Genomic DNA, 13,434 nt, shown 5'->3' with positions numbered 1-13,434 from the left:
GTATAACCGCCTGCGTAGAAGGAGCACACGATGGCGTCGAACCGAATTCCCGCGCAACTTCGCCTGGGCCGTCATAACCGGCGCAAGGGGCCGCCGCCTTGCGGCTGCGACGCCGTCGAGCAGGACGCGCTGTCAGCCGCCGACGGAAAACCTGGCAAGGCGCTATCGCGCCGCATCGACTGGCGGGGCCTCGTCTTGCCGCTCGTGGTCTTTGCGCTGTGGTGGGCGGTGAGCGCGGCGCATCTGGTGAAGAGCGGCCTGCTGGTCAGTCCCACCGATGTAGCGCATACCGCATGGGAGCAGATCGTCAGCGGAGCGCTGGTGCGCGCGTTGTCGGCATCGCTCGCACGCGAGGCTAGCGGGTTTGCGATCGGCAGCATTGCCGGGTTGTTGCTGGGCAGTGCGCTTGGACTGTCGCGTATCGCGACGCGGTTAATCGCGCCGAGCTTCGACACGTTCAAGCAGATCTCGCTGTTCGCGTGGATTCCGTTGATCTCCGTCTGGTTCGGTCTCGGCGATGCCGCGAAGGTCGTGTTTCTGTCGCTCGCCGCGCTGCTGCCGGTTGCTGCGCATACCTGTGACGGCATTCACTCCGTGCCGCGCGCGTATATCGAAGTCGCGCGCGCGTTCCGCTATTCGCGCCTGCAACTGATCCGCCATGTGATCCTGCCCGCCGCACTGCCGTCGATTTTCACCGGCATCTATCTCGCGTTGATTTACTCCTGGCTCGCGACGCTGGGCGCCGAATATCTACTGGTGGCGGGCCGCGGCATCGGTAATACGCTGATCGACGGCAGCGAGCAGTTCCGGATGGACCTGGTGCTGTTCGGGATCATCGTCGTCGGTTTGACGGGCTGGGCGCTGAATGCGCTTGCTCGTGCAATCGAGCGGGCGGTGTTTGCGCGCCGGCCCAATGCGGTATCCGCCTGAGTTGTTTTGCCTGAAGACCACTTCACTCGCACAGGACCGTTCATGACTACCGCAGCTATCTCCTCCGACGGCATCGACATCGTTCACGTCAGCAAACACTACGCGCAGCGCGGTGCGCCGCTCGCCGTGCTCGACGACATTACGCTGCACGTGCAGCCTGGCGAATTCGTCAGCGTGGTCGGTGCGAGCGGCTGCGGCAAGTCGACGCTGCTGCGTCTTATCGCGGGGCTCGATGCCGACTATCGCGGCGCGATTCGCGTGGCCGGCGAGCCGGTGCGCGACACGTCGTTAGAGCGCGGGATCGTGTTTCAGGACCATCGGTTGTTTCCATGGCTCACGGCGTCGCAGAACATTCACGCAGCGTTGCGCAACGCACCGCTGTCGGCGAAAGAAAGGCGCGATGCCGTCGCTGAGCACATCGCGCTCGTCGGATTGAACGGTTTTGAGAACGCGTATCCGCATGAGCTGTCGGGCGGCATGGCGCAGCGCGTCGCGATTGCCCGGGGACTCGTGAACCGGCCTCGCGTGCTGTTGCTCGACGAACCATTCGGCGCGCTCGATGCGCTTACTCGCGGACGCCTGCAGAACGAGCTGCAGCGCATCTGGGAACACGAACGCATCACGATGATTCTCGTTACGCACGACGTCGATGAAGCGCTCTATCTGGGCGATCGCGTCGTCACGATGGCGCCGCGCCCGGGTCGCATCGAACGTATCGTCGACGTCGCACTGCCGCGCCCGCGCGAGCGCAGCGATCCGCGCTTCATTCGTTTGCGCGATGCGGTGCTGGCGGATTTTGTGGAACCTGGTGTCGCTCCGGCAGAGCATAGCGAGCCGCCGCACGGTGGACTGCCGACGCGGCCGGCGCAACAGCCGGTCACCGCATGGCGGCTTGCCCGGTAATGCTGTTCGCAGCCGACACGTCGCCAACACTACACGGTCACATCGGCAACACCACCCTCACGCCGTCTGCCACCGAGCATCAACAACCTCGATCTTGCGCGGAATCAGCTTCAGGTTCGTGAACGCATCTGCTATCTGCTGTTGATACGCAAGCGTCGCACTGTCGATCGGCTGTACGCCGTAACCCGCGCGTTTAAGCGCGACTTCGAGCGTCGCGGTATCGAGACCGGTAAGCGGCGACAACTGCGCGGCAACCTCCGGAATATGATCGCGTGCCCACTCGTCGACCTTCGCGGTTTCATCGAGTAGCGCGTGGACCAGTTGCGGTTGCGCAGCGGCAAACTTGCGGCTCGCGACGTAATACTGCGTGTTGCGCACGAGACCCTCGCCGTCCACGATCACGCGCGCACCTGTCTGACGCTGGGCCGCCGCGTAATACGGGTCCCAGATCACCCATGCATCGACGCCGCGCTGCACGAATGCCGCGCGTGCATCGGCGGGCGCGAGATAGGCCGGTACGATTTCCTTGTAGTCGACCTGGGCGCTCTGCAGCGCCTTGACCAGCAGATAGTGAACATTCGAACCGCGGTTCAGCGCAACCTTCTTGCCGCGCAGATCGGCGACCGTCTTGATCGGCGAGTCGGCCGGCACGATGATCGCTTCGCCCTTCGGCGCCGGCGGCTCGCTGCCCACGTAGACGAGGTCGACGCCACCGGCCTGGGCGAAGATCGGCGGTGTCTCGCCGACTGTGCCGACATCGACCGCGCCCGCGTTCAAACCTTCGAGCAGTTGCGGTCCGCCCGGGAATTCCAGCCACTGCACCGCGACGCCCTGGGCAGCGAGACGCTTTTCGAGCGTGCCGCGCGCCTTCAGCACGATGAAGTTGCCGTACTTCTGATAGCCGATGCGCAGCGTCTTGCCATTGCCTTGCGCGTGGGCCGCCTCGCTCGCCGCAAATGCCGCGGCGCCGCCCAACAGCGTCGTGCCACGCGCGGCGGCCAGCGTAGCCGCGCCTGCGGCTTTCAACAGTGTGCGACGTGCGCCGTCGTGCGTGGCGGCGTTGATGTCTTTCTTCGATGTCATATGCGTGAGTCTCTTCGTGTCCGTCTGCGTGTCTGCCGATGCGTCAATGCATCGATATGCCGATGCGCTTTCCGCACAGCGGCTATGCATCATGCGTGGACCGATCCGCGCGGGTCAATGCGCTGCTTCGAGTTTTTTGTGCTATCGATTCCGTCTGCGGGAATTTGCGCACGCGGCAATGCGTGGCATCGCGGAATCGCTGACGGCTCGCATACGGAAATTTGTATCGGCATGTATCTATCTTCCTGAGGGATACACAGCCCGACAAGAATCCCCTCGCAGCGACTTCGAACGCGCCTAAGGTTTGGATCAGGCAGTGCACCGCTTTACTCATGGCATGTGATCGTCATCGTCATGCCTGTTATCCAGACTGAAGGAGCACAACCATGCTGAATAGACGCGGTTTCGTATCCGGCGCGCTTGGCGCCGCGGTGGGTCTAGCTTTGTTTCAAGGCAACGCCGATGCGCAGGATGCGCCGAAATACCCCCTCAGGTTTCTCGCGAAAACGGAGTACCCCGGCGACAAGTACGCCTGCATCCTTGTTTCGGAAGATCTCTCGCCAGGACAGCGCGTCGCGCGGCATATGCATTCGGGCGTTGAATCCAGCTATATCGCCACGGGCAGCATCACACTGTCGATACAGGGCGAGCCGGACCTCGTTGTGAAAGCCGGTGACGGCTATCAGACTCCGCCGCTTACGCCACATAGCGTACAAAACGGCCCTGAGAAATCGACGATTGTTGCGACCTTCATTGTCGAGAAGGACAAGCCGTTGGTGCAGTCGGTACCGGAATAAGGCGGGACTTTGGCGCATGGAGGCCGATGCATGCGGTTGTGTGTATGCTTTTGTGCGCCCCCTCTCTGGGGGGCGTCGCTGATGAAGCACATACAGGTTCTTCAACCGCCACCAAAGGTGAACGCCAATGGCCAGCAAAACGCCGCAATCCGACGCATTCTGGCGTGCCTATGCATCGCACGCCGGAATCGGCCCGGCTAACTATGAAGTGGTCGGTTTCGGCGACAGCCCGGAGATGGCAAACGAGCTGGCCGAACTCGTTGTCGCCGGGACCAAGCGGGCGACCGCATCGCTCGCACGCTACTACGCGCAGGCCCCCGACACACTGCCGAAGCCTGGCGACTACGTGGTGCTCGTCGACGGCGACGGTGTGCCTCGCGCGATCTGGCGCACCACCGAGGTCACCGTGAAGCCGCTCATCACCGTCGACGACCGCTTCGCATGGGACGAAGGCGAAGGCGACCGCAGCCGCGCCTTCTGGCTCGACGCGCACCGCGCATTCTTCGGCGCCCAGGCCGCCGAGGACGGCTTCGACATGCACGATCAGATCGATACGGTGTTCGAACGCTTCGAGATCGTCTGGCCGCCGGTAATCGCCGATGTGCCCTGATTGCCTTGATTCCGGTGACGGTTAGCTTTCAAGACACCTTCCTGTAATAAATTGAAACTATCTTCGCGGCTAGCTTGCGCCCCGGCGCGGCTTCAGCGGATGCTTGAGCGTCCCCCTATTTCCGTTATCTCCTGATCTTTCCCGGAGCAATTCATGCAGATGCCGGTATTTCGGCTTTTGGCACTGATCGGCCTGTTGGGCGCGACGACGCTCATCGGTGCGTGCGGTGCGGACATCGACCCGCCCAAGGCAGCATGTGGCAACACCACACTCGCCAATACCAAGATGAGCTGTCCGCCGGGCTTTGTCCCGCCCGCATCCTGACGATCGAATCCAGCCTGGAACCCCGCGCATGAACTTCCGCATGAACCCCAAATCCCGTCGCGATTTTTTGAAGCTGTCAGCCGGCGTAGCCGGCGCGACCGTCGCCTCCGCACTGTTTCCCGAGTCGATCCGCAAGGCGCTCGCCATCGAGCCGAATTCGGTCACGGGCACGATTCAGGACGTCGAGCACATCGTCGTCTTCATGCAGGAGAACCGCTCGTTCGACCACTATCTCGGTCACCTGAGCGGCGTGCGCGGCTATAACGACCGCTTCCCCGTCACGCTGCCGAACGGCCAGCCCGTATGGTTCCAGCCGCGCCAGGAAGACCAGACCAAAGTGATCGCGCCGTTTCGCTACGACACGACGAATCCGGGCGTCAACGCGCAATGTATCGGCGGGTTGCCTCATACATGGAGCACGACCCACGGTGCGATAGACGGCGGTCGCGGCGACAAATGGGCCGTGCAGAAAACGAACATGACGATGGGCTACCACGTGCGTGCGGACATTCCGTTCCACTACGCGCTCGCCGATGCGTTCACGGTTTGCGATCACTATTTCTGTTCGATCCCGGGCAATACTCACCCGAACCGTATGTACCTGATGACCGGTATGGTCGATCCGAAGGCAACCGGTGGCGGCCCGCTGCTCGACAACACCGACTACATCGACAACCAGTTCGACAGCATCAAGCTGGCACCCTTCAGCTGGACCACCTACCCCGAGCGGCTGGAAACGGCCGGTATCTCGTGGCAGATCTACCAGCAAGGCACGGGCTTCGATAATTTCACAGGCAACTACGGCACGAACATGCTGGCCTGTTTCCAGAATTTCGTGAACGCGCCGGCCGGTTCGTCGCTGCAAAACCGCGGCATGAGCACACGCACGCTCACGCAACTGAAGGCCGACGTCGAAGCCAATGCTCTGCCGCAGGTGTCGTGGCTGCTGCCGCCGGCGGCCTATTCGGAACATCCGAAGTTCACGCCACTTTACGGCGCCAACTACATCTCGACGATTCTCGATGCGCTGACGTCGAACCCCGATGTGTGGAGCAAGACTGTTCTGTTCATCATGTACGACGAGAACGACGGCCTGTTCGATCATATGGTGCCGCCGCAGGCGCCGACGCTGCCGGGCTCGGGCTTGAGCACCGTCGATATTTCGCTCGAACGCCACGACGTCGTCACCGCAACACAAACTACCTACACCGCCGATAACCTGCCCTACGGTTTAGGTCCTCGCGTACCGATGACGGTGGTGTCGCCGTGGTCGAAGGGCGGCTTCGTCTGCTCGCAGGTGTTCGATCACACGTCGGTGCTGCAATTCATCGAGAAGCGTTTCGGCGTGACGGAAACCAACATCTCGCCGTGGCGCCGCGCGATCTGCGGCGATCTGACCTCGGCGCTCGATTTCTCGAAATCGGACCCCGCCGTACCGACGCTGCCGAGTACCCAGTCGTATATCGCCCAGTCCGACCAGCAGTGCGCGCGTCCCACCGCGCAGGCCGCGCCCGCCAGCACGGCGCAGCAGGTCGTGACGGCACAGGAACCCGGCACGCGACCCGCACGCGCGCTGCCCTACGAACTGCATGTGAATGGCCAGTTGCAGGCGCAGGGATACACATTGACGTTTGCCAACACCGGTAAGCAAGGTGCGCATTTCTGGGTGTACACCGGCGACCCGACTGCAATGCCGCGTCGCTACACGGTGGAAGCGGGCAAGCAGTTGAGCGATGCTTGGGCCCTCGATGCGAAGGGCAACTACCTCGTGAACGTCTACGGTCCGAACGGTTATTTCCGGCGCTTCGCGGGTTCCGCCAGTGCGGATGCAGCGGCAAAGCCCGATGTCGTGACCTGCTACGACGTCGCGAATGGCCACGTCTATCTGACGCTCGCCAACGCCGGGGCCACCGCGTTGACCATCACCGCCACCGATCTCGCCTACGGCCAGCCGCCGCGCACGCTGAACGTACCGGCCGGCAAGAGCATCGAGGCGCACTGGGACCTGTCGTGCAGCAACCAGTGGTACGACCTGCAACTGACGGTCGCAGGAAACGCGAACTGGTTGCGCCGTATCGCGGGGCACGTCGAAACGGGCAAGGTCAGCATCACCGATCCGGCTGCGACTGCGCCGGTGACGACGGCGATTTAAGTCCGATGCTTTTTGGGCCCGCTTCGTGGGCCCGCTTTCGTTGACCTGGCGAAAAGCGCGCGTTAGCATGCTTCCCATGCTTACCCGCGCCCTCTCCCATTCCAGCCCCACCCATGCACTCGCATGCTGTTGCTGCCTGCCTGGGGGAGTTCGCGTCTAGCGCGTCGCTTCGCATCACATCCGCTTCCCCAAGGCCACCCGTTGAAAAACCGGTGGCCTTTGTGTTTTTAAAGCCGCCTTGCCATACGGAGCATCTCGATGCCTCTTGCCCTATACGACACCTGGTCGCGCACCGTGCGCCCTTTTACGCCGCTACAGCCCGATCATGTCGGCCTGTACTGCTGCGGACCCACGGTCTACGACCACGCGCATATCGGCAATCTGCGCACGTATGTGTTCGAGGACGTGCTGCGTCGTACCTTGGCGCTGAACGGCTATAACGCGCGGCACGTCGTCAATATCACCGACGTCGGACATCTCACTTCGGATGCGGACGAAGGCGAAGACAAGATGGAAAAAGGCAGTCGTCGCACCGGACAATCGGCATGGGACATCGCGGAGCGCTATACCGCGGCCTTTATCGCCGACTGGCACGCGCTCAACCTGCTGGAGCCGACCCTGTGGTGCCGCGCGACCGACCATATCGCCGAGCAGATCGCCTTCATTGCCACACTCGAAGCGAACGGCTACACGTATCGCACCACCGACGGCATCTACTTCGACACCAGCAAGCAGGACGACTACGGCTTTCTGGCGCGCCTCGACCGTGACGGTCTGCAAGCGGGCAAGCGCGTCGCACTCGGCGAAAAGCGCAGCATCACCGACTTCGCGCTATGGAAATTCAGTCCCGCCGATTCCACCCGGCAAATGGAATGGGACAGCCCATGGGGGCGCGGCTTTCCTGGCTGGCATATCGAATGCTCGGCGATGTCGGCGAAGTATCTCGGCCCGTGGTTCGATATTCATTGCGGCGGCGAAGATCATATCGCCGTGCATCACAGCAACGAGATCGCGCAGACACAGGCGTGCCACGGCACGCGGCTCGCGAACTTCTGGATGCATGGTCACTTTCTGATGCTGGACGCCGCGAAGATGTCGAAGTCGAGCGGCGACTTTCTGCGCATCGAGACGCTGGTCGAGCGCGGTTTCGATCCACTGGCCTACCGTTATCTGTGCCTGACAGCACACTATCGGAGCACGCTGCGGTTCACGCAGGAGGCGCTCGAGGGCGCACAGGCCGCGCTCGATCGGTTACGCAAAGCCTATGCGAGCTGGCCCTCGGGTGGCACCGCGGACGAAGACTTCGTCGCTCGCTTCGACGCCGAGGTCAACCAGGATCTGAATCTGCCGCGCGCGCTGGCGGTGCTGTGGGAACTGGTCAGGAGCGAACTACCGGTCGAAACGCGTCGCGCAACAGTCGATCGTTTCGATACGGTACTTGGGTTGAAGCTCGCCGCATGGCGGGCAGGCAGTTTCGATATTCCCGCAGACGTCGCGGAGCTTGTCATCCAACGCGAGAACGCCCGCGCCGAGCGGAACTGGGCGGAGGCCGACCGCTTGCGCGACGTGTTGCAGGCGATGGGCTGGCAGATCCAGGACAGTGCGGATGGGCAGCAACTCAGTCCGCGCTGAAGCCGTCATCAAGCCTCCCAACCGCAAAACGATCCGGTGTTGAAGCACCGGTCGATGGTCTGTCACAACAGCAGGGGCCGCCACGTCTAATGAGTGAGACAGAACGCCCGCATGGATGCGCGCCGATCGTCCGGGAATGCATTCCCATCACTTCATGGAGCAACGAATGGCAAACGCTAACACCGATTTCCAGCAGTTCTTCAAGGACCGAGAAGCCGCGGGCCAGTCTTTCGTAAACGGTAATGCGGGACCGGTCACGCAGTTGATTGCGACTCGCGTACCGGTGACATTCTTCGGCCCTACCGGCACGGTCGAACAGCAGGCCGGGGCCATCGCCGAAGTCTTTCGCAAGCAGGCTGCACCTTTCAGGCGTGGCGATAGCGAACTCGAAACGCTCCAGGTTCACGTCGACAGTACTTCCGCCTACTGGGTGGGCATTCAGAAGGCCCGCGTGACGATAGGCAATCTGGCAACGCCGATGGATATGAATCTGCGCGTGACCGAACTCTTTCGTCTGGAAGACGGCGCGTGGAAACTCGTTCATCGCCACGCCGATCCGCTCGGTCCTCGCACCTAAGGTCCCGCACGGCCTAAGGAAGCACGACAGGTACCCCGACCCGACGAGCGCCGCACGGGTATCGTGTTCCGGCTGAGGTTGCGTACTGATCGCTCACAACTTGACGACGTCGAGCAGTTGCTTCTTGCCGTCCTTGTACGTGTACAGCGAAATTGCGCCATGCTGCAGATCGCCCTTCGCATCGAAGCTCGTCTCGCCGATCACCCCGCGATAGTGGGTTGCAGGCATGGCCGCGAGCGTTTTCGCCGGATCGGTGGACTGCGCGCGCTGCATCGCGTCGACGATGATGAACACCGCGTCGTACGCAAACGGCGCATACACCTGCAACGGCTGATGAAAACGGTTCTGGTAGCGGGCTGCGAACGCCGTGCCGCCCGGCATTCTGTCGAGCGCCATGCCCGCTTCCGAGCACACCACGTTGTCCGCCGCCGTGCCGGCGAGATTCGGCAGATCGCCGGAACACACGCCGTCGCCGGCCAGCACCCGGGCGCGCACACCGAGTTGCCGCGCCTGCTTCGCGAACGGGCCGCCGGTCGCATCCATGCCGCCGTACATGATCGCGTCGGGGTTTTCGCCCTTGATCCTCGTGACGATGGCGCGGAAATCGATGGCTTTGTCGTTGGTCGCGTCGTGCGAGACGACCCGGATGCCGAGCGATTTCGCGGTCTTCTCGAATTCGTTGGCGAGGCCCTGGCCGTAGGCGGTCGCGTCGTCGACGATCGCGACCGTCTTCACATGTAGCGACTGCGCCGCGTAAGTGGCGAGCGCGGGGCCTTGCTGCGCGTCGGTGGCGACTACACGGTAGGTGGTCCTGAAGCCCTGCTGCGTGTACGCGGGATTGGTCGCGGCCTGGGAAATCTGCACGATGCCCGCGTCCCTGTAGATGCGCGACGCGGGGATCGACGTGCCCGAATTCAGATGACCGACCACGCCGACTACCTTGTCGTCGACGAGCTTCTGCGCGGCCTGCGTCGCGGCGCGTGGGTCTCCCGCGTCGTCCTGTGAATCCAGTTGTAACGTGACGCGCTGACCGCCGATCACGAGGCCTTTCGCGTTGATCTCCTCGACCGCGAGCCGCGCGCCGTTCTCGCTGTCCTTGCCGAGATGCGCGATCGCGCCGGTCAACGGTGCGGAGTGGCCGATCTTTACGACCTGATCGGCGTGCGCTGCGACTGCCTGCGTGCAGGCTACGGCGACGATCGTCAGTGCCAATGTGCGGTGGCTGGAACTGCCCTTCATGGTTGTCTCCTCCATATCTTGAGCGCCGATGGGCGGCGCGTTTGTATTGACGCTGGATCAGAGCGCTGACATTGCCGCGCGTGCATGCGTCGAATCGCTTTGCAGTGCGAGCCTTGGGTCGCTCTTTAGTTCGCCTTTTAGTTCGCCAGTAGATTCACGCAACGACTGCGGCAAGCGTGCCTGCGTTTGTGCTTCGGTTTGCACCGCGCCCGACGCGAGCACGCGAAACAGATCCTTCGGATCCGCCGGCTCCGGAATCAGATCGAGCAATGCGCCGATGCTGCGTTCCTGCGTGACGTCGTTCAGATAACGCAGTGCCGAGAAGTCCTCCAGCGCAAAGCCGACCGAGTCGAACACCGTGACTTGCCCATCGAATTCGCGCCCTTTCTCCGCATGCGACAGCACACGATGAAACTCGATGACCGGGTGGTCGTGCGGCAGTTGCTGGATGTCGCCCTCGATGCGTGTCTGCGGTTCGAACTCGACGATCACGCGCGCCGCACGCAGCACATCGGGATGCAACTCCGTCTTGCCCGGGCAGTCGCCGCCCACCGCATTGATGTGCATACCGGGCTCGATCATGTCGGGCGTCAGGATGGTTGCGTTGGTCTTGTCGGCGGTGACGGTCGTCACGATATCGGCACCGCGCACCGCCTCGGCGGCGGTTTGCGCACGTACCACGCGCAAGCCGCGAAACGGCGCGAGATTGCGGATCAGCTTGTCGGTGGCCGCGGGGTCGGTATCGTAGGCGCGGATCTCATCGATACCGAGCATCGTGTGAAACGCGATCGCCTGGAATTCGCTTTGCGCGCCATTGCCGATCAACGCCATTGAGCGTGCCTCGCTGCGCGCCAGATGCCGCGCGACCAGCGCGGAAGTCGCCGCCGTACGGATCGCAGTGGTAAGCGTCATCTCGCTGAACAGCAGCGGATAACCGTTGTCAACATCCGCGAGCACACCGAACGCCATCACGGTGAGCATATCGACACGCGTGTTCTTCGGATGACCGTTGACGTACTTGAACGCGTACAGCTTCGCATCGGCGGTCGGCATCAATTCGATGACGCCGTCCGGCGAATGGCTCGCAATGCGCGCCGTTTTTTCAAACGTGTCCCAGCGCCGGTAGTCCTGTTCGATGTAAGACGCCATCGATGCGATGACTTTGCCGACACCCACTTCATTCACGAGTTGGGCGACATGGTTGACATCGATATATCGAGTCATGATCACGTTCCTCTATTGATTTGATAAAAACGGTCGCGCTCTGCAGTCGAGCGCAACGATGAACGCACCGTCACGCGGCGCGGCCTTCGAATCCCAGCAGCACGTTCACGGCATTCGTGCCGATCTCGTCGACCATATAGCCGCCTTCCATCACGAACAGCGTCGGCAGGCCGAGACGCGCGATCGCTTCGCCAAGGCGAATGAAGTCGCTGCTTGTCAGCGCGAAGTGGCTGATCGGATCGCCTTCGAACGTATCGACGCCGAGCGACACGACCAGCACGTCCGGCGCATAGGCCGTCAAGCGCTTGCCCGCATCGCCGAGTGCATGGCTGTAGCGCGGCCAGTCGGTCCCTTCGGGCAGCGGATAGTTGGCGTTGAAACCGAGCCCGGCGCCGCGACCTTCTTCATCGGCGAAACCCGAGAAATACGGAAACGACACACGCGGATCGCCGTGTAGCGAGACGAACAGCGCATCGGCGCGTTCGTAGAAAATGTCCTGCGTGCCGTTGCCGTGATGAAAATCGACGTCGAGTACGGCGACCCGTCGCGCGCCGTGGGCGAGGCAGCGTTGCGCCGCGATCGCTGCGTTGTTCAGGTAGCAGTAGCCTCCCATGTATTCGCGCGCCGCGTGATGTCCTGGTGGCCTGCACAATGCAAACGCCGCGCGTGCGCCGGCCAGTACGACATCGGCGCCGGTCAGCGCGACGTTTGCGCTACTGCACACGGCTTCCCATGTATGCGCGCCGATAGGCGAACCGGCGTCCATGGCGTAGTAACCGAGCTTGCCGTCGATAAACGAAGGCTCGATATCGTCGCGCAACGTACGCACCGGCCATACGAGTGGCAGCGCATCGTGCTTGCGGCCCGTTGCGGACCATTCGGCCCACGCCGTTTCGAGAAAATGCACGTAGCGGTCGCTGTGCGCGCCGACGTAGTGCGAGCGGTCGTAGTGCGTCTCGCCGATCACCTCGCCGAGTCCGGCTACGCGCACGCGTGCGACCACGGTGTCGGCGCGCTGCGGGTTTTCGAAGGATCGGGCGATCAGGCCATCTTTCAGCTCGATGCCGTAGTGCAAACGATGAGACTCGCTGAATACAGTAAGCATGACGGGTTGGGTCCATACAGAGTTCAGCGAACAGTGTATCGGCCTCGCGGGGCATTTAATTTGCTTTTCGATCTACTGAAACCTACACTTCCCGCACAAACAAACTATCAAATTGAATATATGAGAACGAATCGCCCTAAACCCGAACTCGACGCAACCGACCGCGCAATGCTGCGTTTATTGCAGGAGGACGGCGGGCTGTCGAACACCGCGTTGAGCGAGCGTCTCGCGTTGAGCGTGACGCCGTGCTGGAGAAGACGAAAGCGTCTCGAAGACGAAGGCGTGATTCGCGACTACCAGGCGAATCTGGATCGGCGCCAGCTCGGGTTCGACGTGCTCGCGTTCGTGTTCGTGCGCTTTCTGTCGCATGGCGACAATGCACCGGACCGCTTCGAGAAAGCGGTCGCGAAACTGCCGGAGGTGCTGTCGTGCCACAAGGTCACCGGCGACGCCGATTATCTGCTGCAGGTGCTGGCCAGCGATCTCGATAGCTACGGCGATTTCATCGAGCGTGTGTTGCGCAAGCAACCTGGTGTGGCGTCGATCCAGTCGAGTCTCGCGCTGCGCGAGGTGAAGTTGACGAGTCATATTCCGGTGCCGGAGGATCTGGAGCAGGTGGAGAGGCGACGGTAGGGAGCGGGTGCCGATCCAGGTGCCACCAATGAAGAAAGTGACAGGTTTTTGACGACAGATTCTCTCCGCAGTGCGGAGAGAATTGAGTTGGACCCATCTGAAAACGTTGATTTACATCGACGATCCGCTGAAGCGCTGCCAATGAGGCGATCTAGTTTGATTAGAAACCGCTCCTCGATAAAAAGTAGCCAAGAGATGTCGATTTAGCCCGATCTCGAACGTCGA

Annotated in this window: 13 protein-coding genes; 9 read left to right on the top strand and 4 right to left on the bottom strand. The window is 62.1% G+C overall.

The features are described from left to right. Positions 1-30: 30 nt before the first annotated feature. Together M0D65_RS08915 and M0D65_RS08910 are read left to right on the top strand one after the other, a co-directional pair. Positions 31-930, top strand: a complete 900-nt coding sequence (locus M0D65_RS08915; RefSeq protein ID WP_266252327.1) for an ABC transporter permease — start codon at positions 31-33, stop codon at positions 928-930. 42 nt (positions 931-972) lie between these two features. Next, positions 973-1,833: an ABC transporter ATP-binding protein gene (locus tag M0D65_RS08910; protein WP_266252326.1), complete on the top strand. Its 861-nt coding sequence runs from the start codon at positions 973-975 to the stop codon at positions 1,831-1,833. Between the two features lie 57 nt (positions 1,834-1,890). Here the strand turns inward: M0D65_RS08910 and M0D65_RS08905 are convergent, their stop codons facing one another. Further along, on the bottom strand, positions 1,891-2,916 hold the full coding sequence (locus tag M0D65_RS08905) for a sulfonate ABC transporter substrate-binding protein (RefSeq protein WP_266252325.1): 1,026 nt from the start codon (positions 2,914-2,916) through the stop codon (positions 1,891-1,893). Positions 2,917-3,302: 386 nt separating this feature from the next. On the opposite strand from M0D65_RS08905, the gene M0D65_RS08900 reads away from it, so the two are divergent. From M0D65_RS08900 to M0D65_RS08875, 6 genes are all read left to right on the top strand, one after another. Next, a complete protein-coding gene (locus tag M0D65_RS08900; protein WP_266252324.1) occupies positions 3,303-3,713 on the top strand; it encodes a cupin domain-containing protein in 411 nt (136 codons plus the stop codon). 127 nt (positions 3,714-3,840) lie between these two features. After that, positions 3,841-4,323, top strand: a complete 483-nt coding sequence (locus tag M0D65_RS08895) for an ASCH domain-containing protein (RefSeq protein WP_266252323.1) — start codon at positions 3,841-3,843, stop codon at positions 4,321-4,323. A gap of 153 nt (positions 4,324-4,476) precedes the next feature. Then, positions 4,477-4,647 carry a hypothetical protein gene (locus tag M0D65_RS08890; RefSeq protein WP_170275731.1) on the top strand — a complete coding sequence of 57 codons (171 nt, stop codon included), beginning with the start codon at positions 4,477-4,479 and terminating at the stop codon, positions 4,645-4,647. Positions 4,648-4,687: 40 nt separating this feature from the next. After that, positions 4,688-6,799 carry a phosphocholine-specific phospholipase C gene (locus tag M0D65_RS08885; RefSeq protein ID WP_266252322.1) on the top strand — a complete coding sequence of 704 codons (2,112 nt, stop codon included), beginning with the start codon at positions 4,688-4,690 and terminating at the stop codon, positions 6,797-6,799. A gap of 258 nt (positions 6,800-7,057) precedes the next feature. Further along, positions 7,058-8,431: a cysteine--tRNA ligase gene (gene cysS / locus M0D65_RS08880; protein ID WP_266252321.1), complete on the top strand. Its 1,374-nt coding sequence runs from the start codon at positions 7,058-7,060 to the stop codon at positions 8,429-8,431. Positions 8,432-8,597: 166 nt separating this feature from the next. Further along, a complete protein-coding gene (locus tag M0D65_RS08875) occupies positions 8,598-9,008 on the top strand; it encodes a DUF4440 domain-containing protein (protein ID WP_266252320.1) in 411 nt (136 codons plus the stop codon). Positions 9,009-9,101: 93 nt separating this feature from the next. Here M0D65_RS08875 and M0D65_RS08870 read toward each other — a convergent pair whose 3' ends face one another. The 3 genes from M0D65_RS08870 to M0D65_RS08860 all read right to left on the bottom strand — a co-directional run bounded on the left by M0D65_RS08870 (position 9,102) and on the right by M0D65_RS08860 (position 12,576). Further along, on the bottom strand, positions 9,102-10,247 hold the full coding sequence (locus tag M0D65_RS08870) for a branched-chain amino acid ABC transporter substrate-binding protein (protein ID WP_266252319.1): 1,146 nt from the start codon (positions 10,245-10,247) through the stop codon (positions 9,102-9,104). Positions 10,248-10,304: 57 nt separating this feature from the next. Next, positions 10,305-11,471, bottom strand: a complete 1,167-nt coding sequence (locus M0D65_RS08865; protein WP_301718254.1) for an ornithine cyclodeaminase — start codon at positions 11,469-11,471, stop codon at positions 10,305-10,307. Between the two features lie 70 nt (positions 11,472-11,541). Beyond that, entirely contained in the window at positions 11,542-12,576 is a 1,035-nt protein-coding gene (locus M0D65_RS08860) for a histone deacetylase family protein (protein WP_266252318.1), read from the bottom strand. 120 nt (positions 12,577-12,696) lie between these two features. On the opposite strand from M0D65_RS08860, the gene M0D65_RS08855 reads away from it, so the two are divergent. Continuing rightward, a complete protein-coding gene (locus tag M0D65_RS08855) occupies positions 12,697-13,209 on the top strand; it encodes an Lrp/AsnC family transcriptional regulator (protein WP_266252317.1) in 513 nt (170 codons plus the stop codon). Positions 13,210-13,434 lie beyond the last annotated feature (225 nt).

The organism is Paraburkholderia sp. CHISQ3, assembly GCF_030464945.1.
Taxonomy (GTDB): domain Bacteria; phylum Pseudomonadota; class Gammaproteobacteria; order Burkholderiales; family Burkholderiaceae; genus Paraburkholderia; species Paraburkholderia megapolitana.
Note: the sequence above shows the minus strand (reverse complement) of the source record. Positions and strands in the feature narration are given on the sequence as shown.